The 25,311-nt window shown below is 51.3% G+C and carries 21 protein-coding genes; 8 read left to right on the top strand and 13 right to left on the bottom strand.

Going from position 1 to position 25,311, the window contains the following annotated elements:
* Positions 1–50: 50 nt before the first annotated feature.
* From bcp to ACYVI1_RS23720, 3 genes are read right to left on the bottom strand one after another with little or no spacing between them, the layout of a single operon-like run.
* Positions 51–500, bottom strand: coding sequence for a thioredoxin-dependent thiol peroxidase (gene bcp / locus ACYVI1_RS23730; protein ID WP_460913336.1), 450 nt, complete (start codon positions 498–500; stop codon positions 51–53).
* Positions 501–539: 39 nt separating this feature from the next.
* Positions 540–2,675 carry a M23 family metallopeptidase gene (locus ACYVI1_RS23725; RefSeq protein WP_460913335.1) on the bottom strand — a complete coding sequence of 712 codons (2,136 nt, stop codon included), beginning with the start codon at positions 2,673–2,675 and terminating at the stop codon, positions 540–542.
* Positions 2,672–3,283, bottom strand: a complete 612-nt coding sequence (locus ACYVI1_RS23720; protein ID WP_460913334.1) for a fumarylacetoacetate hydrolase family protein — start codon at positions 3,281–3,283, stop codon at positions 2,672–2,674. The genes ACYVI1_RS23725 and ACYVI1_RS23720 overlap by 4 nt, the downstream gene beginning before the upstream one ends.
* Before the next feature lie 231 nt (positions 3,284–3,514).
* On the opposite strand from ACYVI1_RS23720, the gene ACYVI1_RS23715 reads away from it, so the two are divergent.
* Entirely contained in the window at positions 3,515–4,333 is an 819-nt protein-coding gene (locus ACYVI1_RS23715; RefSeq protein ID WP_460913333.1) for a M48 family metallopeptidase, read from the top strand.
* Between the two features lie 102 nt (positions 4,334–4,435).
* Here ACYVI1_RS23715 and sucC read toward each other — a convergent pair whose 3' ends face one another.
* A complete protein-coding gene (gene sucC / locus ACYVI1_RS23710) occupies positions 4,436–5,653 on the bottom strand; it encodes an ADP-forming succinate--CoA ligase subunit beta (protein ID WP_460913332.1) in 1,218 nt (405 codons plus the stop codon).
* A 160-nt stretch (positions 5,654–5,813) separates the two neighbouring features.
* Here sucC and ACYVI1_RS23705 point away from each other — a divergent pair, with 160 nt between their 5' ends.
* Positions 5,814–6,476 (top strand): ABC transporter ATP-binding protein, encoded by a 663-nt coding sequence (locus ACYVI1_RS23705; protein WP_460913331.1) that lies wholly within the window; start codon positions 5,814–5,816, stop codon positions 6,474–6,476.
* A 271-nt stretch (positions 6,477–6,747) separates the two neighbouring features.
* Here ACYVI1_RS23705 and ACYVI1_RS23700 read toward each other — a convergent pair whose 3' ends face one another.
* Positions 6,748–7,272 (bottom strand): GNAT family N-acetyltransferase, encoded by a 525-nt coding sequence (locus ACYVI1_RS23700; protein ID WP_460913330.1) that lies wholly within the window; start codon positions 7,270–7,272, stop codon positions 6,748–6,750.
* 191 nt (positions 7,273–7,463) lie between these two features.
* On the opposite strand from ACYVI1_RS23700, the gene ACYVI1_RS23695 reads away from it, so the two are divergent.
* Positions 7,464–9,692: a tetratricopeptide repeat-containing sensor histidine kinase gene (locus ACYVI1_RS23695; RefSeq protein WP_460913329.1), complete on the top strand. Its 2,229-nt coding sequence runs from the start codon at positions 7,464–7,466 to the stop codon at positions 9,690–9,692.
* A gap of 68 nt (positions 9,693–9,760) precedes the next feature.
* Here the strand turns inward: ACYVI1_RS23695 and ACYVI1_RS23690 are convergent, their stop codons facing one another.
* The 3 genes from ACYVI1_RS23690 to ACYVI1_RS23680 form a co-directional block, all read right to left on the bottom strand.
* The gene (locus ACYVI1_RS23690) at positions 9,761–10,339 is read right to left on the bottom strand and encodes a cupin domain-containing protein (protein ID WP_460913328.1); all 579 of its coding nucleotides are present in this window, start codon (positions 10,337–10,339) and stop codon (positions 9,761–9,763) included.
* Positions 10,340–10,513: 174 nt separating this feature from the next.
* Positions 10,514–11,659 carry a serine hydrolase domain-containing protein gene (locus tag ACYVI1_RS23685; protein ID WP_460913327.1) on the bottom strand — a complete coding sequence of 382 codons (1,146 nt, stop codon included), beginning with the start codon at positions 11,657–11,659 and terminating at the stop codon, positions 10,514–10,516.
* A 9-nt stretch (positions 11,660–11,668) separates the two neighbouring features.
* A complete protein-coding gene (locus tag ACYVI1_RS23680) occupies positions 11,669–12,355 on the bottom strand; it encodes an outer membrane beta-barrel protein (RefSeq protein ID WP_460913326.1) in 687 nt (228 codons plus the stop codon).
* Positions 12,356–12,459: 104 nt separating this feature from the next.
* On the opposite strand from ACYVI1_RS23680, the gene ACYVI1_RS23675 reads away from it, so the two are divergent.
* The 5 genes from ACYVI1_RS23675 to ACYVI1_RS23655 all read left to right on the top strand — a co-directional run bounded on the left by ACYVI1_RS23675 (position 12,460) and on the right by ACYVI1_RS23655 (position 21,316).
* Complete coding sequence (locus ACYVI1_RS23675) at positions 12,460–13,380, top strand: EamA/RhaT family transporter (RefSeq protein ID WP_460913325.1); 921 nt, start codon at positions 12,460–12,462, stop codon at positions 13,378–13,380.
* A 117-nt stretch (positions 13,381–13,497) separates the two neighbouring features.
* Positions 13,498–15,129 (top strand): ABC-F family ATP-binding cassette domain-containing protein, encoded by a 1,632-nt coding sequence (locus ACYVI1_RS23670; protein ID WP_460913324.1) that lies wholly within the window; start codon positions 13,498–13,500, stop codon positions 15,127–15,129.
* A gap of 217 nt (positions 15,130–15,346) precedes the next feature.
* Entirely contained in the window at positions 15,347–16,006 is a 660-nt protein-coding gene (locus ACYVI1_RS23665) for a DinB family protein (protein ID WP_460913323.1), read from the top strand.
* Between the two features lie 331 nt (positions 16,007–16,337).
* The gene (locus ACYVI1_RS23660; RefSeq protein ID WP_460913322.1) at positions 16,338–19,850 is read left to right on the top strand and encodes a metallophosphoesterase; all 3,513 of its coding nucleotides are present in this window, start codon (positions 16,338–16,340) and stop codon (positions 19,848–19,850) included.
* Positions 19,851–19,963: 113 nt separating this feature from the next.
* Positions 19,964–21,316 (top strand): dihydrolipoyl dehydrogenase family protein, encoded by a 1,353-nt coding sequence (locus tag ACYVI1_RS23655; protein WP_460913321.1) that lies wholly within the window; start codon positions 19,964–19,966, stop codon positions 21,314–21,316.
* 15 nt (positions 21,317–21,331) lie between these two features.
* On the opposite strand, the gene ACYVI1_RS23650 is transcribed toward ACYVI1_RS23655, so the two are convergent.
* The 5 genes from ACYVI1_RS23650 to ACYVI1_RS23630 all read right to left on the bottom strand — a co-directional run bounded on the left by ACYVI1_RS23650 (position 21,332) and on the right by ACYVI1_RS23630 (position 25,286).
* Positions 21,332–22,267 (bottom strand): hypothetical protein, encoded by a 936-nt coding sequence (locus tag ACYVI1_RS23650; protein WP_460913320.1) that lies wholly within the window; start codon positions 22,265–22,267, stop codon positions 21,332–21,334.
* A 38-nt stretch (positions 22,268–22,305) separates the two neighbouring features.
* On the bottom strand, positions 22,306–22,740 hold the full coding sequence (locus ACYVI1_RS23645; protein WP_460913319.1) for a (4Fe-4S)-binding protein: 435 nt from the start codon (positions 22,738–22,740) through the stop codon (positions 22,306–22,308).
* A 54-nt stretch (positions 22,741–22,794) separates the two neighbouring features.
* Positions 22,795–23,235, bottom strand: coding sequence for an OsmC family protein (locus tag ACYVI1_RS23640; protein WP_460913318.1), 441 nt, complete (start codon positions 23,233–23,235; stop codon positions 22,795–22,797).
* Positions 23,236–23,282: 47 nt separating this feature from the next.
* The gene (gene pyrE, locus ACYVI1_RS23635) at positions 23,283–23,930 is read right to left on the bottom strand and encodes an orotate phosphoribosyltransferase (protein ID WP_460913317.1); all 648 of its coding nucleotides are present in this window, start codon (positions 23,928–23,930) and stop codon (positions 23,283–23,285) included.
* Between the two features lie 75 nt (positions 23,931–24,005).
* A complete protein-coding gene (locus tag ACYVI1_RS23630) occupies positions 24,006–25,286 on the bottom strand; it encodes a hemolysin family protein (protein ID WP_460913316.1) in 1,281 nt (426 codons plus the stop codon).
* Between the last annotated feature and the right edge of the window lie 25 nt (positions 25,287–25,311).

Below are 25,311 nucleotides of genomic sequence, written 5' to 3'. Positions count from 1 at the left end.
CGCGGGTGGAAACCCGCAATTAATAATTGAAAAACGGGTTTCCACCCGCGTTACGTTAAAATTTGTTCTGCGTGATTCTTCGTATCAACTTTGCTGATAATGTCGGTGATAATGCCATTCTCATCAATCAAAAACGTAGTGCGAACCGTGCCCATAAAGATACGACCGTACATCGATTTCTCTTTCCACACATCGTAGGCTTCCACAATCCGCTTGTCGGGGTCAGCTACAAGGGTAAAGGGTAAGTCATATTTCTTACTGAATTTTTGATGCGATTTCTCATCGTCGACACTTACGCCCAACACTTCATAGCCATTCGTGAGTAGCTGTTCATAATTATCGCGCAAACTACAGGCCTGGGCCGTACAGCCGGGTGTATCATCTTTCGGATAAAAATACAGCACCACTTTTTTGCCACGAAAGGCAGACAGGTTAACCGGCTGACCGTTCTGGTCAGTGCTGGTAAAGCCGGGGGCGGGGTCGCCGATGGTTAGGCTCATGTGGGTTTGGTTTCAGTCTTAAACCTAAAAGGTTTGGGTTTAGCGTCTTCTCTTCTTTCGTTTCGGGCTGGCTTTTCGCCGAACAACGGGCCGGGGTACGTCGATGGTTGTACTGTCCGAACCGATATTCCCCGACCGGTCTCTCACCTGCACGAGCACCTCCGCGCCCGCTTCAAACGGCTCATCCGGGTTTAGCTGGTCAGACCAGAGCAACGCCCGTTTGTAATCGTACTGCATCAGCACCCACTCGCCGTTGACCAATGCCCGGAATTCGGCAATACCCGATAAATTGTCCCGAATTCGGGCCGAAATTCCTTTGGGTGTTGCTGACAGGATCTCAACCGTTGGCGGAATGGCATCGGTCATAAGCTGAAATCGACCCAGCGAACGGGTCCTGAATTCAATCTGACCTTTGTTCCAGGTCCCCCCCAAAAAACTCTCGCGGCCACCGCTTATCCAGTATGCTTTCGTTCGCATGGTGTCGATGGCAATCGGGTAGTTGGGTGCATACTGAACGGTCAGGTAATCGTTCAGCGGAATCGTTGGCTGGTTAATTTCTAAAATGCCCCCCGGCATCGACCGCATCGCCAGATGCAGCGTATCGAACAGTGTTTTTGGACTGAATGTCAGTCGGGCATTGCCATCGGCGAATACATCTGACCGGCCTGGTACGATGCGCTTTTTGAAATTCGTTCGCACGACCCCCCGACCAAATTGAATCGAATCGGGCAATGTCTGGCGCAAATCTATGAGATAAACGGCCATGTTGTTAAGGACATAGCTAACCGGCTGCTCCGTTACGGTGCGACCTGTAAACAGTTTGGCGACGAGTGGATTCGTCGCCGAACTGTTTTTGACCGTTAGTTTCAGCACATTTTCGTCGGTGGTAATCGTCGCGGTGGCTTCGTCATTGGCGGACTCCGGCGTGTAACTTTCCGACTGAACGGCTGATGAATCGAGCAGGGGCGGGGATGTAGTATCGACTTCGGGCAGAAGAATGAAGGTAAGCTGAGTGGCGTGGTCGAAGGCATCGTAGAGTGTTAGCGTCACTTCGTGGGGTTGCCCATCCAGCAACGGCAGCCGCCCCCTGTAGGCTGCGTTGCTCTGTAACTTGTAGAGATTCAGGATGTTCCCATCGGCAATATAACCCCGGTGGTAGCGCTGACCGCTCATTTGCTCAACTTCGTAGTTCTCATGCACATTCATGAACCGCGTTTGCTCATTGGGGAAGCTGTTCATGTTGTAGGCAAACACCTCACGGCCATCCAGCCGGATTTCCAGACAGCTAATGCCATTTCGGTAGGGCGACCCGCTGGTTTTGTCGTAGGCCAGCACTTCCAGGCCAATCAATCCCGATGCTGTAATGGGTTTGGTGAGTGTGTACGTCCCGTCGGCCCGGCGCACCGGCGCAACGCTAACGCGCTGGTATTCGCCATTCAGGCGCGAGGTAGCCGTCATGGTTTTCAGGGCAATGCGTTCAAAATAGGGGGGTACGTTATCCTGAATTTCCGGGAAGCCATACAACAACGGATTTATCAGGTTGTCTTTGGCATCGCGTATTTCAAAATGCAGGTGCGGCCCACCCGACCCGCCGGTGTTGCCCGATGCGGCAATTACATCGCCTTGTTTGACGGCAAACTGTCCTGGTTCGGGCCGCAGGTCAATCTCAAACGTTTTCTTCTGATACTGCTCTTGGCGGAGATACGTCGCCAGGGTGTCGTTCAGCGTTTTGAGATGACCATATACGGTCGTTAGCCCGTTTGGATGTTTAATAAAAATAACGTTACCGTAGCCCCCGGTGAACACCGCTATTCTGGATACATACCCATCCGCAGCCGCATGAACGGCCAACCCCTCGCGGCCACCGGTACGGATGTCTAAGCCCGCATGGAAGTGATTCGGTCGTAAATCACCCATCCCACCCGATAGTGAATTGGCCGTACCCGGCTGAATTGGAAATAAAAAGTATCCGTCGGCGAGTGTACCCGGTTGAATGTAGCCGGTTTGGGGTTGCCCTGAGGTCAATGAAGCCGGCCTGGTCGATTGCCCGTGAGCCAGCCCTATTGAGGTCAGAATCGTACTAATCAGATAAATAAATAAGCGTTTCAACGGCAAAATAAAGAGCGGTTTTTGACGGAACAGAGTCGAGTTTCCTGCCCGGCAAACTAAAGTCATTTCACATCAAACGTTAGCATCGGAGTTTCTTCTATAAACGCGGTCAGTCGGTCGCCAATATATACCGGCCCAACACCTTTTGGCGTTCCGGTAAAGAGAATGTCGCCCTGTTGGAGTAAAAAATACCGTGATACAAACGAAATCAGGTAATCAATTTTGAACAGCATCAGGCTGGTATTTCCCTGTTGCCGGGTTTCGCCGTTTACCTCAAGGCGAAAATTCAGGTTCTGCAAGTCCGGGAAATCCGTTTTGGGCACAAAGCCCGAAATAGGCGCCGAGCCGTTGAAGGCTTTGGCCAACTCCCAGGGTAACCCTTTTGCTTTTAGTTTCGACTGAACGTCGCGGGCCGTGAAATCAATGCCAACGCCAATTTCGTCGTAATATTTAGGGGCGAACTTCGGGTCGATGTTTTTGCCAACCCGGTTGATTTTCACCAGAATCTCGACTTCATAATGAACATCACTGGAGAATTCAGGATAAAAAAACGGCTCATTTTTTAGCGGAACGGCCGTTTCTGGCTTCATGAAGATAACCGGATCGTCGGGTTGTTCGTTATTAAGTTCCTGAATATGTTCAGCGTAGTTCCGGCCAACACAAATAATTTTCATAGACGTAATACGGGTGGAAACCCCTAAGGCTGATAAATGGATGCAGTTTCCACCGCGCGGGCGGCCCGGCGCAACGGCAGACCGTCTGCCTGACAATAAACCATTGTGAATGTTACAAATCTAAGGACTAAAGACGCCCTGATCGCATTCATTCAGAAAAATTTGAACAAATGCGGTACGTTTAGGGTCATTATACGTCAGATTAGACAGGTAGAAATAAACCAAATGAAAATGAAAAATGCACTCATCGCGATGCTGGCCATCAGCGTCGTCATCGGTTGCCAGAAAGTTCCCCTCACGGGAAGAAGCCAGTTAGTGCTAATTCCAAACGAGTCGCTCCTGCCGCTCAGCTTTACCAATTACCGTGAGGTGCTGGGTACGAGTCAGGTTGTCAGGAGCAATACGGATGCTGAGATGGTTCAGCGAGTCGGCAACAACCTGCGTCAGGCCATGGAGCAATATCTGCGGGCTAATAATTTTGGGAATCGCTTAGATGGTTACCAGTGGGAATTTAATCTGATCGAAAGCCCGCAGGTCAACGCCTGGTGTATGCCGGGGGGCAAGGTGGCATTTTACACCGGCATTTTGCCCTATACGCAAAACGAAGCGGGCGCGGCTGCGGTAATGGGCCACGAAATTTCGCACGCCATTGCCGAACACGGTCGTGAACGAATGAGCGAGGGTCTTATTTCCAGCGGTTTGGTTCAGGTGGGACAATCCTACCTGAACTCAAAAGCGCAGCAGAACCCCAAAGCGACGAATACGATCTTTATGCAGGCTGTAGGCGCTGCCCTGCCTGCTGGCGTTGCGGTTGCCCGGACACTGCCCCACAGCCGGGCGCAGGAATCGGAAGCCGATAAACTGGGCCTGATTTTTATGGCAATGGCAGGTTACAACCCGCAGGAAGCGATTAGTTTCTGGGGACGAATGGCAAAGGCAGGTGGTGGCAAAAAAACAGCCGAATTCCTATCCACCCACCCATCCGACGAACGCCGGATTCGGGATTTACAGGCGCAACTACCCGAAGCGATGAAGTATTATAAACGGTAGTGTCTGTTGTTGGCGCTTAGGTTGCCAGGTGCCAACAATAAAAAAGCCGGGGCTTTCGCTCCGGCTTTTTGTTTTTATATCCGATAACAAGCCGGCTAACTCTTACAAAGACAGAATCACCTGACGCACTTTTTCAGCCGCTTCTTTCAGCAACACCGCCGACTGCACTTTCAGGCCCGATTCGTCAATGATTTTAGCCCCCTCTTCAGCATTGGTTCCCTGAAGCCGAACAATAATCGGCACTGGAATATTGCCGATGGCTTTATAGGCTTCCACGACGCCCGTTGCCACGCGGTCGCAGCGGACAATACCGCCGAAGATGTTGATTAGAATCGCTTTCACGTTCGGGTCTTTCAGAATAATCCGGAAACCCGCTTCAACCGTTTTGGCGTTGGCTCCACCCCCCACATCCAGGAAGTTGGCTGGTTCGCCACCCGACAGTTTGATAATGTCCATCGTGGCCATTGCCAGTCCCGCGCCGTTCACCATGCAGCCCACGTTACCGTCGAGTTTCACGTAGTTCAGGTCGTTGGCCGAGGCTTCTACTTCGAGCGGGTCCTCTTCCGAAATGTCGCGCAGATTGGCCAGGTCAGGGTGGCGGTAGAGCGCGTTGTCGTCTAAGTTCACTTTCGCATCGACGGCCAGAATTTTGTCGTCCGATGTTTTCAGAACTGGATTGATTTCAAACATCGACGCGTCAGTATCGACATACGCTTTGTAGAGGGCAGTCACGAACTTCACCATTTCTTTGAACGCATCGCCTTTCATGCCCAGCCCAAAAGCAACTTTACGCGCCTGAAACGGCTGTAAGCCTACGGCCGGATCAATCCACTCTTTCACGATTTTTTCGGGTGTTTTTTCGGCTACTTCCTCAATGTCCATCCCACCTTCGGTGCTGGCCATGATGACGTTGCAGGCTTTGCTGCGGTCGAGCAGGATACTGATGTACATCTCTTTCGGCTCCGACGCACCCGGATAAAACACGTCCTGCGCCACCAGCACTTTGTTCACTTTTTTGCCTTCGGGGCCGGTCTGGTGCGTAACCAGCACATTGCCAATGAGGTTTTTGGCGATGGTTCGCACCTCATCGACCGACTTGGCTAAGGCTACTCCCCGCTGTTCGCTGCCAACGACCTTGCCCTTACCCCGCCCACCTGCATGAATCTGCGATTTGACGACGACGAACTTTGAACCGGTTTGCGCCATAATCAGTTTGGCGGCCTCAACGGCTTTCTCGGGCGACTCGGCCACGATGCCTTCCTGAATGCGGACACCGTATTTTTTGAGAATTTCTTTACCCTGATACTCGTGTATATTCATGACAACTGCAACAAGGAGGATTGGAAATCGTATTTTTGTGCGGCAAGTTAACAGGAAATGATGAATGATGAATGATGAATGATGAGCGGAATTGACGAAAATCAATCTACGTTCTTCGATTCTCAGGGTATCATTCATCATTCATCACTCATCATTATTAATGGCGTCGCTTCTTCAAACTACTGATATTCGCCGAAACTACGGCACGCTGCCTGTTTTGAAAGGAATAAATTTAACCATCCAACCGGGGGAGGTGGTGTCCATTGTGGGAGCGTCGGGGGCGGGCAAAACAACCCTGCTGCAAATTCTTGGCACGCTCGACCGGCCCGATTCGGGCGAACTGCACATTGCCGGGCAGAATGTGTTTACCCTCAATGACCGCCAACTGGCTCAGTTTCGGAACGAGCGCATCGGGTTTGTGTTTCAATTTAATAACCTGCTTCCCGAATTTACAGCACTCGAAAATGTGTGTCTGCCCGGTTTTATTGCGGGCAAAGACGAGAAACTCGTTCGACAGCGCGCTGAATCCCTGCTTACTACGCTTGGCCTGCAAAGTCGCCTGACGAATCTTCCCTCGCAGTTATCCGGGGGAGAGCAGCAGCGGACAGCCGTGGCGCGTGCTCTGATTAATGAACCGGCTATTGTTTTCGCCGATGAGCCCAGCGGAAATCTCGACTCGCGTAACGCGGAAGACCTGCATCAATTATTTTTTCGGCTTCGCGATGACCTGGGTCAGACGTTCATCATTGTCACACACAACGAAGCCTTAGCGGCCCTTGCCGACCGTACGGTCACCATTCGGGATGGACTTCTGTTCAATTGACTTATACGTCATTTGACGGGTAGGAATAGGTAGTTTTGTAAGTATATTTACTTATATTTTCTCTAAAAATCGTTCATTTTTTTAGTTGCAAATTATTGGTAGTGAGGTTTTTATGCTTTTTAGTAAAAAAATATTTCATTAAAATGAATAATATTTATTAATTTTTGTTTTATAATTGTGTCGAAAAGAAAAGTTTTTCATAACGTTGAGTAAATCAGAAAGCCAAGAGAGTGTCTCGCTTGGCTTTTTTGTTTGCCCTATTGCGCGCATTTCAGTCCGCCTTTGCCCCCGAAAGCGGCACTTCTTTAGCCGCTTTGCGCCGTTGTTCGTATTCCTCCCGCAGCATTCCGTATAAGTTTAGATCGTAATACGCATCATCCACCCGCGATGCTTTTCGCAGTGTGCCTTCATACTGAAATCCAACCGATTTATACAGGGTTTCAGCCCGCTCATTAAACGCCCGGACATCCAGCCACAGCCGATTTGCGTTTATTACGTTGAATGCATAAGCCATTAGCTGATCCAAAGCCGACCGACCATAGCCCTGCCCCTTCGCCAGAACAAGGATGCGTTTGAGCAGGATTGCGTTATCCGGGCTTTGCAAATTACTCAGAATGCAATGGCCAACCGGTTGATTGTCAGCAATAAATAAGAAGCACTGATAGGTCGGGTCACGTAATGCCTGGCGGTATTGTTCGTGCGTCCATTGTCCAACAAACCGGCGGTTATCGGGGTGATTTTCGGCTTGAATAGCAACCTCAATATCGGCTTCGGTGAAGGGTTGAAGGGTAAGCATCCTGTTGATGTATGGGCTACCTCGTGGGCTGGTATGACCCTGGCAGCTAATCCGAAATTACCGCCAATAACCGGTTGGGCCACGTTGCCTGAGGTAATGAGTATGTACGTTTGAAAAAATCTCTTCGCTATATTGAAGGTAAAATAGCTTACAATTGACGAATACAACCTCTTTAAGACCATCAATTGAGTATGAAACTGCTAAATAGCCTTGTTATCCTCATTTTTTGCCTTGACTTAGCTCATGCACAAAGTCCGAAATTAGACAGCTTAGACCGGCTTATAGAGCGGGCCTCTACGGATACGGCACGGATCAACCGGATTAATGAAAAGATCACGATGTTAGGCGAAATAAATATTGATTCGGCAGTAAGCCTAAGTTTGAAAAACATCGAAAATGCCAAACGGATTAAGTATAAACAGGGCGAAGCTTTCGCCAGAATGCGCTTAGCCAATAACTATAATTTTAAAGGGAGTTACACAGTTGCTAATCAGAATCTGAAGATAGCCGAAGCGATATATGGCTCACTGAATGACTCCATTGGTCTACTAAAAGTGTACAACTCCTATGGAACGATGTATGGAATGCAGAGCAAATATGATAGCTCCATAGCCTTCTTTGAGAAGAGTATGGGCATTGCCGAACGGAACGGAAATAAGGCTGATTTAGGAACGATTTATTCCAATATAGGCATTTCCTACCAGATGCAATCCAACATGCCGCAGGCGCTGCACTATCAACAAAAGGCGCTGAATCTGGCTGAAGCGGCCCATGATCTCAATGATCAGGCGTATTGCTTAGTGAATATGGCCAACATCTACCGGGAAATGGGCGATAGGAAGGGGGCTGAACAACGGTTTGAACGAGCGATAAAACTGGCTAAGCTTGAGGGTGTCAAAAACGTGGAATTGTATGCCTACACCAATTTAGCGGCTATTTACTCCGAAGCACACACCGCCCAGAAAGCGTATGAGTTTGCCATAAAAGCGGCCAACTTAGCCAAAGAGATGGGCGATCAGGGCATTCAGGCCACCAGTTTATCCAGAGCTGCCACCAACTTAGCCGAGCAGAATAAGTTTGGTGAAGCTGAAATTATAAACAGGCGGGCTATGGCAATTGCCGACGCATCCCGGCAACCGCTGAATATTCATCAGACGTATTCGGCAATGGGGACGATCCTGAAAATGCAGGCAAACTACGCAGCCGCTATTCCCTATTACGAAAAGAGTTTTGAGGTCCTGAAGGATGCCGATATTTATGATGCACAGACGGGCCTCATCTATTCGGAATTGGCAGAGTGTTACGAAAAAACGGGTAACTATCGGCGTGCCCTGGCTACCTATAAGACGTTCGCAGCCATTAAAGATTCTATTCAGGGAAAAGAGAATGTTCGGAAAGCTACTGAACTCATGATGACCTATGCGTTCGATAAGAAACAACAGGCGGTGCAGGCCGAACAACAGAAACAGAATGCCCTGGCAAGTGCCCGGCAACTGGCTCTGCTGGCGGGAATGGGGCTGACGCTGCTGTTGGCAGCCGTGGCCTTTTATGCTTATCGCACCAAACAAAAAGCCAATACCCTGCTTCAACAGCAGAAAGAAGAACTTCAACAGGCACTTGCTAAACTTAAAGCGACGCAAACGCAACTTGTTCAATCGGAGAAGATGGCTTCATTGGGCGAACTAACGGCGGGTATCGCTCATGAAATTCAGAACCCGCTGAATTTCGTCAATAATTTCTCCGAAGTATCAACTGAGTTAGTGGAAGAAATTCAGGAAAAGCGCAGACAGGCCGAACGGGACGACGAACTGGAAGAGGAACTTCTGGGTGATCTTTCAGGGAATTTAGTGAAGATTAATCATCACGGTGTGCGGGCTTCCAGTATTGTCAAAAGTATGCTTGAGCACTCCCGCATCAGCACGGGTCAGAAACAGCCTACCAACCTCAATGCGCTCACCGATGAGTACCTGCGCCTGGCGTATCACGGCCTGCGGGCAAAAGACAAAGAATTCAGCACCGAGTTAGTCACCCACTTAGACCCAGCGGTAGGTGAGGTTGAGGTGGTGCCCCAGGAGTTAGGCCGGGTGCTGTTGAACCTGTTCAACAATGCCTTTTATGCAGTACGCCAGAAACAACAGGCTAAGGTTGAGAACTACCAGCCTATGGTAACGGTCAGTACGAAACAGCAGAACGGACAGGTCGAAATTCGTATTCGGGACAACGGTACGGGCATTCCTCAACCGGTGCTGGAAAAAATCTTTCAACCTTTCTTCACCACCAAACCCACCGGGCAGGGTACGGGCCTGGGCCTGTCACTGAGCTACGATATTGTGACAAAGGGGCATGGCGGAACGCTAACAGTAACAACGCAGGCGGGTGAGTTTGCGGAGTTTGTTATTCAATTGCCGCTGACGGTGTAAATGAATCCTCGTCGCTCACCGGCGAGTGACCGATGCTCTATTGCCTTTAGGAGCAGTATTGAGCTGCCTTACCACTTTTTGAACTGTTTAATGGGCGGTCCTACACGTTTAAGACCATGTTCGTCCCGAAATTTATCCTGTTCTTCTTCCGACATACCTTTGGTGACGCCTTCACTAATTTTCCTGAACATTTCTTCCATTTTACCCGCAGGCTGAAAGAACATTAATAATTTCCCTTCTCCTTCTCCAACCTTCGCAAAACTGTGCGGTACTCTTCTGGGACCGAAAACGCTGTCGCCCGCTTTTGCCTGGTGGGTTACCTCACCTACTTTAATCAAAAATTCTCCCTGAAGAACGTACCACCACTCATCCTGATCAAAATGAAGGTGATGCGATGGGCCACCCTCCTTTACCCGGATTGATTCAAACATATAGATGTCGCCATCCGTATCTTTTGTTGATACCTTCGTGGAAAAGGTATCGCCTTCCAAAAGAGAAATGCTTTTATTGAATCGGTCTTTACCCGAATCAACCTTGAATCCTTTCTCCAGCCGGTACTTTCGTACTGATTCGGCAACCAGACTGAAGGGTGAGGACAGGAGCGTTCCCAGCGCCAGACAGGCCCTCAAAAAATTAGTTCTTTTCATCGTAATACGGTTGACGGGTTCGTTGTGGATTTAATGCCGGATGAGCTAGAAAGGCCAACCAGAAAAACTGACGTCCGTTGCCCTGGGTTATCCGCCCGACAAACGTAAAACTACCTCGTGTCGACTGGAAAATCGACTACCCAGTTAGTAAGCGGTCGAATTCCAGGTCAAAGCCTATTTCGCCTTTTGAGAATGCTTCTGGAAAAACGCGTCAGCGTTTATGCCCAAAAACGGAAACGCCGGGTGCTGACCACCCAGGGTTAATTGCAGAATCCGGTCGGCAATGTCTAATCCGTTCGATGAGTTGGCGAAATAAATAACCGCATCTTTGCGGGCATAACTGGCCGTTACGTAGCATTTGAACGCGCCATTGTCGCCCCAATGCCAGAAGTAGGTAGCCGATGGTGTTTGTTCCAGACCGATACCTAAGCCCCAGAATAAACCCGGCGATAAAACGTCGGAGCCGGAGAACCGCTGCGGCAGTTGACTTTGTGGCGTCAGCAGTTGGTTAACGGTAGCAGCTTTTAGACCCGTGGGTGTCAGAATTGCCAGAATAAAGCGGGCATAATCCTCGGCGGTGGTGTGCAGGGAATAGGCCATATTAGCCTGCGATGGCTTGTATTTCGGTTGCGTCTCTCCAGACTCGTTATGGGGCTGAGCGAAATGAGTCTCGAAAGTGGGTTGCCAGACAAACCGGCTGCTGGTCATGCCCAGCGGTTTCAGTACGCGCTCATCCATAAACTCGTTGATGGGTTTAGCCGTAATTTTCTCAACTACTTTTTGCAGATATACGAAGCCTTCGCCCGAGTAACCAAATCGTTGGCCGGGCGTAAAGGACATAGCCAGCTCCGGCGATTTACGGTTTTTGCGCCAGTTCGGAAAACCCGATTGATGGCTGAGGACCAGCCGGGCGGTAATTTTCTGGTAGCGTTCGTCGGCAGCAGCGTCTGAATAGGGGAGGTATTCGTAGAGTGGCTTGTCTAAATCGAGTACGCCCTGTTCAACCAATTGCAGGACTGCATAGGCAAAAACCGGCTTGCTTAGGGAGGCCGCTTCAAAAATAGTGCTGGCCGTAACCCGTTGCGTCGAGTCGGCTTTTGTCAGGCCGTATCCGTTGCTATATGCCAGTTTATTATTCCGGATAATAGCGATGGATAAGCCCGGTATGCGGGCGCTGTCCATCAATTGGGTGATACGCTGGTCGAACTGCGATGGCGCAATTGGCGGTGGAACGGATTGGGTGTAGCCTGACCGTGTCAGCAACAGAACAAGGATCAGACAGGTGAAAACGCTCAACAGCGGACGTAAGGTGAATGTCATCGGAAAGTCTTAAAAAGCATATGCTGCCTGTGTCAGTACACTAAATTCATACGAAGATTTATTCGTTTTTGACCCCCCTAACTGCCCCAGTTTAAACGCTATGGTGGGTTGAGCGATTAACTTAATGTGCTGATTCAGCGTATATTGAGCGCCCGCGCTCAGTAAAATATGAAAAATAGGACGGGGGTTGGGTTCAAGCCGGAGATATTGAGTTGACTCCGCTCCGCGCGTAACCACGACCCGCGAGCGGATGGGCAGGTCAGTGAGGGCGCCCAACGAAAAATAAGGCGACAGCCGATTCGCCGACGGGCCGTAATTCAGCAGCAAAGGAAGGCGTATAAATCGGTTGTGCACGGCAATCCGGCCCTCACCTGCTTCCGGCTGGCGGGTCTGGCGCGTCGTCATTTGCGTAAACCAAACGCCCGACGATACCGACCAGCCGGGCGCGTAGTTGTAGCCTACTGACACCCCCGCCGAAAATCCCCCCGACCACCGGCCGCCATTCAGAAAAACAGGCTCAACAACCTGGCCATCGCTTTCGGGATACAGGTATCGGAAGTAGTAATTTGTGTAAGCCCTTGCGGGCGACACGGATGCTGATACCGAAAGATACGGCTGGCCGGAGTTCGGCTGACCGAAACAGAGCGTTGATACGATAAACAGAAGCGTACTGGAGAAGCCTGCCTTTTTCTTCATACCTCAAGACACCATTTTTTGGGATGAGCGATTAAAGATACACGCACAACCGAACAGTCGGATTATCTTAGCCCGAAACTTATGAATCAGCCGCTTTCGCTCCCATGCTCTTTTTAGGTCTTAGCATCCTGCTCTCGGTGCTGTTGCTGTTGAACTTTCGGGTGTTTCCGCGTTACGAAGTCAATACATTTCAGGCCATTGTGTTCAACTACCCCGTGTGCTTTCTGACGGGCCTGCTGCTGTTGCCCGCCGGTCAGTCGTTCACAATAGATTTTACGCAAACCTGGACCTGGCTGGCCTTCGGGCTGGGCGTCGGGTTCATTCTGACGTTTCTGCTGTCGGGAGCGTCCACCCAGCGGATGGGCATTACGGCCACGTCGCTGGCCAACAACCTTTCCTTAGTGATTCCGGTATGTTTCAGCCTGTTCGTGTTTCGCACGGGCGGGAAAGCCTTCGATGTACTCAACTACCTGGGGTTGCTGCTGGCGGTTGTTGCGGTGGGGTTGAGTACCTATAAAAAAGAGTCGTCGGAATTGGCTTCAGCAACGACCAAAGCAAGCCGGTCAGGAACGAATGTATTGCTGCCGGTGGGCGTGTTTTTGATGTATGGAGCGACCAATACCCTAATTAACTACATGAATCTGCACTACATACCCTCAACCGACAAAACCATTCAGGTGACGCTCACAATGGTACTGGGTGCCCTTGTTGCGGGTCTGGTGATGCTGGGCGTTCGGCTGGCGCAGCGAAAAGAAGCCCTCCAACCCCGAAGCCTGATTGGGGCCGTAACGCTGGGTATCCCAAATTTTCTTAGTTTTTATATGCTGATTCTGGCATTGTCGGCCTTTGGCGGGAATGGCGCGTTCGTTTATCCGCTCTACAACATCGGGGTTATACTGGTGGCTGCGCTGCTGGCCGCCCTGTTCTTTCGCGAACACCTGTCAACTGCCAACAAAGCAGGGCTGGCCTTAGCGGTGCTGGCCATCGGTCTGATTTCCTGGCAGGAATTGGCGAATGTGCTTTAATTGCGCTGAAACTAACCCTGCTTTGGCCTGATGGCGAGAGGGTAGGTTCTGTCATTGAGCCAAAATTCTGCTAAAATTTCGTACCTTTGGGCTTCAATCTGAACGAAAAAATAAGACATGGTAACGGTACAAAACGTCTCACTTCGCTATGGAAAGCGGGTGCTTTTCGACGACGTAACGATAAAATTCAACGCTGGTAACTGCTACGGCGTTATTGGAGCCAACGGAGCGGGCAAATCCACGTTTCTGAAAATTCTGTCGGGCGAAATCGAAGCCCAAACAGGCTCGGTCACGATGACGCCCGGCGAACGGATGTCGGTACTGAACCAGAATCAGTCGGCCTACGACGAGTATCCGGTGCTGCAAACAGTTATTATGGGCAACAAACGCCTGTATGACATCTCGCTGGAAAAAGATGAACTCTATGCCAAAGCGGACTTCACGGATGCCGATGGCGAAAGGGCCGCCGAACTCGAATCCGAATTTGCCGAGATGAACGGCTGGGACGCCGAGTCCGATGCGGCCAGCCTGCTGTCGGGGCTGGGCATTCGGGAAGACCTGCACTATTCGCTGATGGGCGACCTCAACGGTTCCGAAAAGGTGCGTGTGCTGCTGGCCCAGGCGTTGTTCGGTAGCCCCGACGTGCTGCTGCTCGATGAGCCGACCAACAACCTCGATGTGGAATCGGTTATCTGGCTCGAAAACTTTCTGGCCAATTTCAGCAACACGGTGATCGTAGTTTCCCACGACCGGCACTTTCTGGACCAGGTTTGCACCCAGATTGTGGACGTTGATTTCAGCAAGGTCAAACTCTTTGCCGGGAACTACTCGTTCTGGTACGAATCGAGTCAACTGGCGCTGAAACAACGCCAGGATCAAAACAAAAAGACGGAGGACAAACGCAAGGAACTCGAAGAGTTTATCCGGCGGTTCTCGGCCAATGCCTCCAAATCCAAGCAGGCCACCAGCCGGGCAAAGTTGCTCGAAAAACTCACGCTGGAGGACATTCAGCCGTCATCGCGGAAATATCCGTATGTGAATTTCAAACCTGAGCGTGAACCCGGCGACCAGATTCTCTCCGTCGAAAACCTGACCTACACGGCGGAAGACGGTTCCAAACTCTTTGAAAACCTGTCGTTCACGGTCAACCGGCAGGATAAAATTTTCCTTTATAGCCGCGATGGACTGGCTGTGTCGGCCTTGTTAGATATCCTGGCTGGCGAACGCAAAGCCGATTCAGGCACATTCAAATGGGGCATCACCATCACGATGTCGTACTTTCCGACTGATGCCGAAAAGGAGAAATTCTTCCAGACCGACCTGAATTTGGTGGACTGGCTTCGGCAGTATTCGGTGGAGAAAGACGAGAGTTTTATCCGGGGTTTTCTGGGGCGGATGCTGTTCTCGGGCGAGGAGTCGCTCAAGAAAGCGACGGTATTGAGCGGGGGCGAAAAAGTGCGGTGTATGCTCTCCAGAATGATGCTTTCGGGTGCGAACGTGCTCATGCTCGATGAACCCACCAACCACCTCGACCTCGAATCCATCGAATCGCTGAACAACGGAATGATTGATTTCAAAGGCCCGATTCTGTTTACCTCACACGACCACCAATTCGTGCAAACGGTAGCCAATCGCATCATTGAAATTACCCCGGCGGGTATTCTCGACAAACTGATGACCTACGACGATTACCTCACCGACGAGCGCGTGAAAGCCCAGCGTGGGGAGTTGTATGAAGCCATGGCGTAACCGGTTGCTGTTGTGTAAGTCAATAAATGAAATACTCCCCTGAGAAGCCATAAAAGAGCTTCCCAGGGGAGTATTTCATTTTGAAAGATTTATGCCTGTAGTTTCCTGATAGGTTAGATAAAGCCTGTGAGTCTACAGATGAGTTACCGCTTACTCAATAGTCTACCGGTTTATATGGTTAAGTTCTTATTTTTCACAACCTGAAAAGAGGTACTACATGAAAACGACAAACCCCAACCCACTCACCCGCCGGTCTTTCCTGCAAGCGTCTACCAGGCTTGTATCGGGTCTGCCCTTTCTCCCGCAAATGCCCCTCAGCAATTCGTCAGCACCACCCGCCAGCATTCATATTATCGGACCGATGGAGGGATATGCCCCGCAGGTGGGCACAATGCTCTCCATGCTAAACTGGATGAGCGATAGTGTTGTGCGGGCAACCCGAAAACTTACCCCGACTGAACTGGACTACCTTCACGATGATAAAGCCAATACCATCGGGGCGTTGCTCATGCATTTAGCGGCAACTGAAGTTATCTATCAGGAGTTAACCTTTGCCAACCGGCAGGATTTCAGTGACCAGAACAAGAAAAAATGGGGGGTAGCCATGAACCTCGGCGACGAAGCCCGTAAGCAGATAAAAGGAAATTCGCTCGACTACTATTTGAACGCCCTGAGTGAAGTGCGGGCAACAACCGCAGCGGAGTTTAAACAGCGCGACGATGCCTGGATTTCAAAAGTTGACCCACAGTTCTTTGGCAATCAGCCGACGAATAACTACTGCAAATGGTTTCACGTAGCCGAGCACATTGGAAACCACCGGGGTCAGATTACCTGGATACAGAAACGCTTGCCGGGCGCTAAACCAACCAAAGATTGATGGTTAATACGCACGCCAGCCAATAAAAGTGCAACGCAGGTAGTTGCAGAAAGACTCAATACAAAAGCCGCTATTAGTTCTGACTAATGGCGGCTTTTGTATTGCCGCATCTTTTGGGGACCCGATCGGGTAGGGTCGTTTCGGAAGTACGGACAAACAAAGCACTTACCTTTCTTCGAGGTCGCCTATTCAGTTGCATGTGCCTGAAACAGCTACGAGAAGTTATCTGTATTCATAAGGCATATAGTTAATTAATATAATTTTTAGAATTTATTTTTGAAATAAACAAAGATATGTAGTAACTTCCTACTATATAGTAACGACATCCACCATGAAAACAACTTTATCCGCCCTGCTGCTGACGCTGTTCGTGAACAGCCATGCAGTTTCCCAGGCCCCGGAAACGCTTGTTAGCCGGGGAAGCTCCTGGAAGTATTTTGTCAATGCCCAGCCCACGGCCAACTGGTCGGGTGTCGATGCATTTAACGACAGCGCGTGGCCGCAGGGGAATGCGCCCTTAGGGTATTCGCCGGGGAACGGCGATGGTGCCGCCACCCCCGTATCGAATACCAGCAAGACCGTCTACTTTCGGAAGGCCATCACACTGACAAACGTCTATGATTATCAGCAGTTTATCATTAGATACCAGCGCGACGATGGCATCGTCCTTTATGTGAATGGCAACGAAATCCTGCGCGACTCACTGCCAAAGGTGCCGAATATAATCACGTATGATACGCCCGCCAGTTTGGGCGGTAGTGAAACGAATTGGAATGAGTACTCAGAGGATATTGCTCATAACTCCCTGCAGTATTTTCATACCGGCGTCAACATCATTGCGGCTGAGGTTCACCAGGGCACTTTTGGCACCACACCCGATGCGGATTTGCGCTTCGACTTTGAATTAATCGGGGTTAAGGTCACCAATCCGGCTTCGCTGTCGGCAGTGACCCGTGGGCCGTACCTGCAAAACGGAACAACCGGCCAGATGACCATTCGCTGGCGAACCGGTACGCCCACGCGGGGAATCGTGCGTTATGGATTTGCACCCGGTTTTCTGAGAGACTTTGCCATCGAACCACCCGCCACCCGAACCAACGATCACTCCGTAACGCTAACGGGCCTTAGCCCCAATGCCCAATATTACTACAGCGTTGAAACCCTGGAACCGACTGCACAGGTGCTGGAAACGAGTGATCAGCATTTTTTTAGAACAGCGCCAACACCGGGAGCGCCCCAAAAAACACGAATCTGGGTATTGGGCGATTTTGGCACCGCCAACGCCCGGCAGGACAGCGCCACGGCGGGCTACAAAACGTTTGTGCAGAACAACAACATCGACTACGTGAACCTGTGGCTCTGGCTGGGCGATAATGCCTATGGCTACGGCGTTGACCAGCAGTATCAGAGCCGGGTTTTTGACAGGGGCAAATCCCGCTACGACTGGCTGATGCGGCAAACGCCGTTTTATGCTACCCCCGGCAATCACGACTTTAAGAATGGCGATTTTCCGTCCTTCCGCAGCAACCACAAGATTCACTACTACGACGTGGTCAGCAATCCCTCCCAAACACCCGAAGGCGGGGGCGTGGCATCGAACACTCCGCATTATTATTCCTTCAATTACAACAACATCCACTTTGTAAGTTTGGATACCTATGGCTATGAACCGGGTGAAACCACGGTTTTTCCGGCCAACAGTGCCCAGTTGGCCTGGTTGGAGGCCGATTTAGCGGATGCTCAAACGAAGCCCACCATCAACTGGATTATTGTTTATACGCACTATCCGCCTTATTCGATGGGCACAAAAAACTCAGATTCAGACCTTGAACTGGAGAAAATCCGGGTACGGCTGGTGCCCATTCTGCACAAATACAAAGTGGATTTAGCCTTGTTTGGGCACAGCCACGTTTATGAACGCTCCTACCTGATGAAAAGCGGGCATACCGGACCCGAAGGCAGTTTTAGCTTTGCCCAGCATACGGCCCCGGTGGCCAACAACGGGCAGACCTCAACGGGCACTGGCACCCCCACGAACTGCTATTACTTTAAAAATTCGGCAGATACGGAAAATTACCTCGTCTACCTCGTGAATGGCGCAGGTGGAGCCGGACCCGAAACGCTGGATAATAGCGGGAAACGACCGCATAACGCGATGCCTGTTTTTTTTAATAAGGGCGGGTCAATTCACATTGAAGTGGATGGAAAGCGGCTGAATTCCAGGTATGTAGCCGCCGGTGGGCAGGTGCTCGATGATTTTACCATCGTTAAAGATTATGACGGGTTCCTGGTGCCGCCCACCAACGGCAGCAGCCTGGCAGCCACCTGCGAATGTGCCGATACCCAGGGATACACGCATTACACCGATAATAAGGGCAATTTGCTGCTGTCCATCAAGAAGAACGGCATCACGAAGATTGGCAAACCCGGCGATGGCACCTTTGCTTTAACGCTGAATGCGGCAACGGGCGGCACGGCTGTGAATGCGAGCGCCCCCGTAAACTACGTGCGCGATAATCCCCTCAGCGAGAACCGGTTCTGGCGCGTATCGAACCGCTACTGGACCCTGAAACCAGCCGCCGAACTGGTAGGCAGCGAGCAGGTAAGCATCCGGCAGTATTACAAAGAAACCGACCGGCAGACCTTAAATAAACTGATGGCAAATGCACCGAATGATTCGCTGGGCGCGCTGAATCCCTATAAAATCAATAATGACAATTCAACCTACGATCCAAATCCGGCCAGTGGAAGCCACGCCACCATTCCCAAAGCTACTGCCTTCGATACAAAAGGGGCGTGGGTATATGATTTGAATAAGGATGGGCTTGCCTCTATGTTCGGTGCCCGCTGGGTCCAGATGGATAAGGAAAACCGTTCGGTTGAGTACACAGTGGGTCGACTCAATGGGGGCGGGGGCGTTGGCGGCTACTGGGGCAGTTTAAATCCAATGGGCAATCAGCGTATCACCCTGTCGGGGGGCAATTGGGCGTATCTGGCCAATGGAGCGGCTCCTGAAGCGAACTCAAACTGGAAAGGACTGCCCGGCGGGGGCGAATTCATTAAAACCAACTGGATCTATGAAGATAAAGACGGGAAAGAAACCCAGGATTACGTCTCGCCATTAGGGTATTCGCCGGGGGGAATCAACGGCGAACGAACACGAATCCCACCCTGCGCGTCGGAACCCTGTGCAACCCAATGGCGAACGACCTATTTCCGGCATACCATTGGCGCACTGTGCGCCTGCCCACAGTATCAATATTACATGCTGAGCTACCGGCGCGATGGGGGCGTCGTCATTTACATCAACGGTATCGAACGGGTGCGGGAAAATATGCCAACGGGTCCCGTCAGTTTCTCGACCGTACCCAACGGGGCCACATCCGATAAAGCCTACTGGCAGGTTTATGCGTTTCCGAACGATGGCTCTGTTCTGACGACTGGCGATAACATTATTTCGGTTGAAGTGCATCGAACGAATGAGTTGCAGGGACCAGAGCAGTCACCCCGGCTTTACTGGGATATGGAGCTGATTCGGTCGCCCGATTTGCTGACCTCGTCCAATCGACTCGCGGCAGACCCGGTGGTTGTTACGGGTGTAGCCAAAAACGAAGAACCGATTGTGGTGTACCCGATGCCGGCAACGAAGGGCAAGGTCTTTTTTACACCACCGCTCGTGTTTGAAACCCTTTCGCTGACGGATCTGCTGGGGCGCGAACGATTTCGGTTTGCCAGGGCTGGAGTCATCAGCGAACTGGATGTGTCGACCCTGCCCCCCGGTATGTACATTCTCCGCAGCCAGAAAGGCGACCGGCTGAATCAGTACAAAGTGGTTGTACCATAGGACGAACTCCATAGAGGTAGAAGTGGCTGATTTAGAGCGGGTCAGCCACTTTTTTTAATCAGTAGGTCGGGTTTGTTGGTTATAGCCTAAAGTAGTTACAACCTGAAAAGCCGATGCATACCTTCGACCTGCTTGTGATTGGTACGGGTTCAGCCGGAGTAACCGTTGCCAAAACCGTTCGTGAGGCCGGGAAACGGGTGGCCATTCTTGACAAACTACCGTTCGGCGGGACCTGCTCCCAGCGTGGTTGCGACCCCAAAAAAGTGCTGGTCGGCGCTGCAGAAATCATCGCCCGGGCCAATCAACTGAAGGGAAACGGGCTCACGGGCGGCTCAACGATTGACTGGCCCGCCCTGATTCGGTTTAAGAAGACATTTACCGAGGCTGTTCCTCAGCGAACCGAAGAAAAATTTGCCGACCTGGGTATTCAGGCATTTCAGGGCGCGGCTACCTTTTTGTCGGCTAATACCATCCGCGTTGGCGACGACGAATTGCGGGCACACCGCATTGTTATTGCTACGGGCCAGCGGCCTAAATTACTCGGCATTCCCGGAGAAGCCCTGCTTACCGACAGCACTGGGTTTATGGAACTTCCGAATCTGCCCGACAAAATTGTGATGGTCGGCGGGGGCTATATTGCCTTTGAGTTTGCCCACATTGCCGCCCGCGCCGGGGCCAGGGTGACCATTCTGCACCAGGGAAAACGACCACTCGACGGTTTCGATGCCGATTTGGTAGCGCTGTTGGTGAAAGCAATGGAAGCCATCGGTATTCGAATCGTGCTGAATGCCAGCGTAACCGCGCTGGAAGGGAAACCCGGCAATCTGCTCGTCCGATATGAGCAACAGGGGAAAAGCCATTCCATATCGACCAACTTAGTGGTTCATGCCGCCGGGCGGGTAGCCGACGTGGCCGAACTGGCGCTGGAGAGGGCCGGGGTTGCGGTTAATGAGAAGGGTATTGTGGTCAATAAGTACCTGCAAAGCACAACCAATCCGGCAGTGTATGCGTGTGGCGATGTGGCCGACAAGGGACTGGCTCTCACGCCCTTAGCCTCGTTTCAGGGGCAGCTTGTTGCCGGGAATATTCTGCACGGCAATCGAAGCGCATTCATGAATAGTCCTGTTCCGACGGTGGTTTTCACCGTGCCGCCCTTAGCCTCGGTCGGCCTGACGGAAGAGCAGGCCAGCGAGCAGGGGACGAACGTAAAGGTGATGTTTCAGGAAACCACCGACTGGTATAGCAGCCGACGAATTAAGGAGCCGGTTTCGGCGTTTAAACTCCTGATTGACGAGCAAACCGACCAGGTTCTGGGCGCGCATCTGCTGGGTTCGGGCAGCGAAGAAGTTATTAATGTTATCATGCTGGCCATGAAACACCGCATCCCGGCCAGCGACCTGGCAAACACGCTCTTTGCTTACCCAACGCACGGGGCCGATTTGAAGTCAATGCTGTCGGCGGAGTAAGCCAGCAACACCGGTTTACGATGGATTGAGCAGCCGGTACAGAAGCTCAAGACCAATGCCCGTTGTCAGGAAGCGTTCTTTTTTATTTTGCAGGAGTTGCTGCGTCCAGTCCACAAAACCACCATCGCCAATATCAATAGTCTGCGTGCCGTCGGTGATCTCAATTTTATACTGCAATCCGCTATAGTATTGGTTATCATTAAGGCTATCGGCCATAACCTCAACCGGCATATCATACTGGCAAAGGTATTCTCCTAACAGGCTTACAAAACCAACGGGGTCGGCGTATCCTTTACGCGGGTACAGGCGAATCGCCAGCGAGTTGAGGTGCAGGGCATCGCGAAAAAAGCCCGTCACTAACCCCATGTGCTCAGCTAAAGCCTCTTTTTCAAACTGATAGCTGCCCGTGTCGCGACCTGCCGTAACGAAGCAGGCAATCTTGAAATGGGGCCTCATACCGGGTAAATCGGGCACGGGTGGCGTTCGGATGTGCCGATGAATGGCGCTGAAACGAAGTTGTTCAGCGGTGCGAGGGTGTCGTCCGGCTTGTCGGAGTGAAGCAACATGAAGTGCCAGAGAATTGGTTGCATCGGCAATAACCTCTGTTTGCCGGGTGGCCGACAGGACTTTTTTCTGGTCGGCAGTAGCTATAACCGAACAACTACCCAACGGAGCCACCGGCGACAATTCAACGGGCACAAAGCCAAACGCACCGGAAACGGAAAACGCCTGATTTTCCAGGGTTCGTAAGCCCATAACGTCCACGTCAGCCGGTTTCACAAAACGATTTTGCTGATACTGCCTGAGCAGGTCAGCGGCTGACAACTGCTGCGTTTTTTGGTTAAAAACGTCTAACAGTACTGAGGTCAGTTCTGACCCCGACAGGCTGTTTGCCAGTGTATCTATCAAAGCTGGCTGCCCGATTCGTTCCGCTATTTTCTTCGAGATCATGTCAACTAACAACGCAAAGTCGGCGAACTGATAGCTAATTAGCCCTGAAATCCTATTTTAACGTGCGAACCGTCGCAGTAGGGTTTGTTGCTGCTGGCCCCACACCGGCAGAAGGCCGTGACCTTATTTTTCTGGGTTTGGTGTCCGCTGGCGTCTTTCACCCGTAAGTTGCCATAGACCAGCAACGGGCCATTTGGCAAGGGTTCCACAATGCTTTCGGCCTGAACATCAGCGGGTTTTATAGCCTCTTCGTTTCGGAAATAGCTCAGCGCTTTTGATGGGCATCGGTCAACCTGTTCGGCAATGCGTTCAGTAGTGGCGCCGTCCATCTTAATCCAGGGCCGCTCTCTGGGATTGAACACGTCGATCAACTGCGTCCAGCAAACTTTGGAATGAATGCAGACAGCGGGTTTCCAAACAACGGTAATCTCGTCGTTGGTGTAAGTTTTGGTGATATCGGGTGTTTCGCTCATGGCTGGGTACTCGTAATTAAGACATTGATAGACAGCGGCTTGAATGACTAATACTTAGTAAGGACCAACTGTCTGGTCAGCCGGGTTACTCAATCGCCCGTCGTCGACCAGTGTCGTTTCAAAATCAATGGGGTTTCGCAAGGCCCGGTGAACGGGGCATCGGTCGGCTATTTCGAGCAGCCGGCCGCGCTGGTCGTCGCTCAAATCACCGGTCAGAATCAACTTCACCGCAAACAGCGACCGGTTTGCTTTGGCATCGTGCGTATAGTCCACATGCGCGACCACCGAAGCAAGCGGCCAGCTTTTTCGGTCGGCATACATGCGGAGCGTAATGACTGTACAGGCTGCCAGCGAACCCGCCAGCAACTCACCCGGTCGCATGCCCCGGTCCTGCCCACCCACATCGGCGGGTTCATCGACAACAATCACCTGCGAACCAGTTGACAGATGGGTTTCATAAGGGGTACGCTCAATTCGGGCGGTAATAGTGGGCATATACTAGTAGTTTACAAACCTAAAAGGTTTTTGAAAACCTTTTAGGTTTAAATAAATTTACTCCCCCACGCAGCCGGGTTCTGCCGCCAGGCCGCGAGCGATTCCAGGGCATTGGCCGGAATGTAGTTAAGCTTCCGGGCTTCGGTCAGCAGGACATCGTAGTTGCTCAAACAAACCAGCGGCACGTTCTTCTCGGCAAAGTTCTGGTCGGCAATGGGAAAGCCATAGGTGAAAATAGCGGCCATGCCCAATACCCCGGCCCCCGCGGCCCGTAAGGCATCGACGACTTTGAGCGAACTGCCGCCGGTAGAAATTAAATCTTCAACGACTACCACGCGCTGTCCTGTTGGCAGGTGGCCTTCTATTTGTTTACCCATGCCGTGCGCTTTGGGTTCAGGTCGAACGTAGCAGTAGGGGAGTCCCAGCACATCGGCCACTAAAGCGCCCTGCGGAATGCCCGCCGTAGCTACCCCGGCAATTACCTCGGCAGTAGGGAACTGATAATGAATAACCTCGGCCAGCGCGTTTTTGATAAACGTCCGCACGTCAGGATACGCCAGCGTGACCCGATTGTCGCAGTAAATGGGTGATTTCCAGCCCGAACTCCACGTAAATGGATTATTGGGCTCAAGCCGAACGGCCTGTACCGCCAGCAGATGCTGGGCCACAGCTTGTTGAAGGGATGATGAATTCACAGGGTCTTTATTTAGATTCTGCTGATTCGTTGGATTCCAATTAAGGCCAGAGAATCGATAGAAGCGAGCTTCTCTTTATTCCTTTGTCAGATGAACCTTCACCGTATCAATCCGGGTGCCATCCATCGAAATAATGGTAAAGGTAAACGGGGCGAATTCAATCACATCATCAACCTGTGGAACGTCTTCATGGGTGGATAGAATCAGGCCGCCGAGCGTGTCGTAACTCCCTTCGGGGAGGTTCCAGCCGTATAGTTTATTCAGATCTTCAATTTCATGCCGGGCACTGAGCAGCCAGGTGTTCTCGTCAAGTTGTTGTTCAACCCAGTCCTCGCTGGTGTCATATTCGTCCTGAATCTCCCCAAAAATCTGCTCCACCATGTCCTCCACACTCACAATGCCTGCCGTGCCACCAAATTCATCGACTACTAGGGCCAGACTCTTCCGTTCCGACAGAAACCGCAGCAACAGGTCCTGAGCAGGCATGCTTTGAGGAACGGTAATGATGGGCGTAATGATTTCGTCAATAGTGGCTGGCTTCTTAAATAAAGACAGGACGTGACAGTAGCCCACAACGTCGTCAATTGTACCGCGATACACCACAATTTTAGAGTGACCGCTATCCTGAAACGCCTGCCTTAACTCGTCAATCGGGTCGTCGATGGCAATGGCCGTAATGTCGGGGCGCGGCACCAAGCAGTCACGCACGCGTACATCGCGGAACTCGATGGCATTGTTAAAAATCTGGGTATCGACCTCTACATTTTTTTCAGTGTCGTCTTTCAGCGTCAGTTGCTGAAGGTAATGATTCAGGTCGGTCAGGCCGAAAACAGGCCGGATTTCAGGATTTTTCTTGCCCAGCACGTAGCGTATGAAAAAACGGGCCGTGCCCACCAGTATTCGAACGACGGGCGCAATGGCTTTATAGATAACCCACAACGGTACGGCTAAGGCTTCCAGAAAACGGTCGGGGTGAATCAGAGCGAGGCTTTTGGGAATATAGTCGGCTAAGGGCAAGAAAATAACCGTCAGAATGAGCGTTTCGAGGGCAATAAAGATGAACTCCTGCCCGGCCCAGGCCTGCGGCAAAATGGCCATGAGCAGCGGATTCAGGACGGTTACACCCAGAACGCCGTAGAGAACCAGAAAAAGGGTGTTTCCGGTTAGGGTTGTTCCAACGAAGAGTATCGGATTTTTCAGAAAACCCGACACTAATTTCTCGCCCAGCGGCCCCTGTTTGCTGTGTAGCTCAAAATACAGCCGGTTAACAGACACATAGGCCATTTCAACGGCCGAGAAAAACCCGGCCAGCACTAAGGCCAGGAAAGCACCAAATACCAGGGCGTAAGCTTCCAAATGAGTTTCAGGTTCAATGGTTCAG

The sequence above is a fragment of the Spirosoma areae genome (assembly GCF_054781775.1).
Note: the sequence above shows the minus strand (reverse complement) of the source record. Positions and strands in the feature narration are given on the sequence as shown.

Excerpts from the sequence above, each read along its gene's own strand:
- ACYVI1_RS23725 (WP_460913335.1), bottom strand. The coding sequence starts at position 2,675 with ATGACTTTAGTTTGCCGGGCAGGAAACTCGACTCTGTTCCGTCAAAAA.
- ACYVI1_RS23705 (WP_460913331.1), top strand. The coding sequence starts at position 5,814 with ATGGCGTCGCTTCTTCAAACTACTGATATTCGCCGAAACTACGGCACG.
- bcp (WP_460913336.1), bottom strand. The coding sequence starts at position 500 with ATGAGCCTAACCATCGGCGACCCCGCCCCCGGCTTTACCAGCACTGAC.
- ACYVI1_RS23660 (WP_460913322.1), top strand. The coding sequence starts at position 16,338 with ATGAAAACAACTTTATCCGCCCTGCTGCTGACGCTGTTCGTGAACAGC.
- ACYVI1_RS23655 (WP_460913321.1), top strand. The coding sequence starts at position 19,964 with ATGCATACCTTCGACCTGCTTGTGATTGGTACGGGTTCAGCCGGAGTA.
- ACYVI1_RS23700 (WP_460913330.1), bottom strand. The coding sequence starts at position 7,272 with ATGCTTACCCTTCAACCCTTCACCGAAGCCGATATTGAGGTTGCTATT.
- ACYVI1_RS23685 (WP_460913327.1), bottom strand. The coding sequence starts at position 11,659 with ATGACATTCACCTTACGTCCGCTGTTGAGCGTTTTCACCTGTCTGATC.
- ACYVI1_RS23690 (WP_460913328.1), bottom strand. The coding sequence starts at position 10,339 with ATGAAAAGAACTAATTTTTTGAGGGCCTGTCTGGCGCTGGGAACGCTC.
- ACYVI1_RS23650 (WP_460913320.1), bottom strand. The coding sequence starts at position 22,267 with ATGATCTCGAAGAAAATAGCGGAACGAATCGGGCAGCCAGCTTTGATA.
- ACYVI1_RS23675 (WP_460913325.1), top strand. The coding sequence starts at position 12,460 with ATGCTCTTTTTAGGTCTTAGCATCCTGCTCTCGGTGCTGTTGCTGTTG.
- ACYVI1_RS23670 (WP_460913324.1), top strand. The coding sequence starts at position 13,498 with ATGGTAACGGTACAAAACGTCTCACTTCGCTATGGAAAGCGGGTGCTT.
- ACYVI1_RS23645 (WP_460913319.1), bottom strand. The coding sequence starts at position 22,740 with ATGAGCGAAACACCCGATATCACCAAAACTTACACCAACGACGAGATT.
- ACYVI1_RS23665 (WP_460913323.1), top strand. The coding sequence starts at position 15,347 with ATGAAAACGACAAACCCCAACCCACTCACCCGCCGGTCTTTCCTGCAA.
- ACYVI1_RS23720 (WP_460913334.1), bottom strand. The coding sequence starts at position 3,283 with ATGAAAATTATTTGTGTTGGCCGGAACTACGCTGAACATATTCAGGAA.
- ACYVI1_RS23640 (WP_460913318.1), bottom strand. The coding sequence starts at position 23,235 with ATGCCCACTATTACCGCCCGAATTGAGCGTACCCCTTATGAAACCCAT.
- ACYVI1_RS23695 (WP_460913329.1), top strand. The coding sequence starts at position 7,464 with ATGAAACTGCTAAATAGCCTTGTTATCCTCATTTTTTGCCTTGACTTA.
- sucC (WP_460913332.1), bottom strand. The coding sequence starts at position 5,653 with ATGAATATACACGAGTATCAGGGTAAAGAAATTCTCAAAAAATACGGT.
- ACYVI1_RS23680 (WP_460913326.1), bottom strand. The coding sequence starts at position 12,355 with ATGAAGAAAAAGGCAGGCTTCTCCAGTACGCTTCTGTTTATCGTATCA.
- ACYVI1_RS23715 (WP_460913333.1), top strand. The coding sequence starts at position 3,515 with ATGAAAAATGCACTCATCGCGATGCTGGCCATCAGCGTCGTCATCGGT.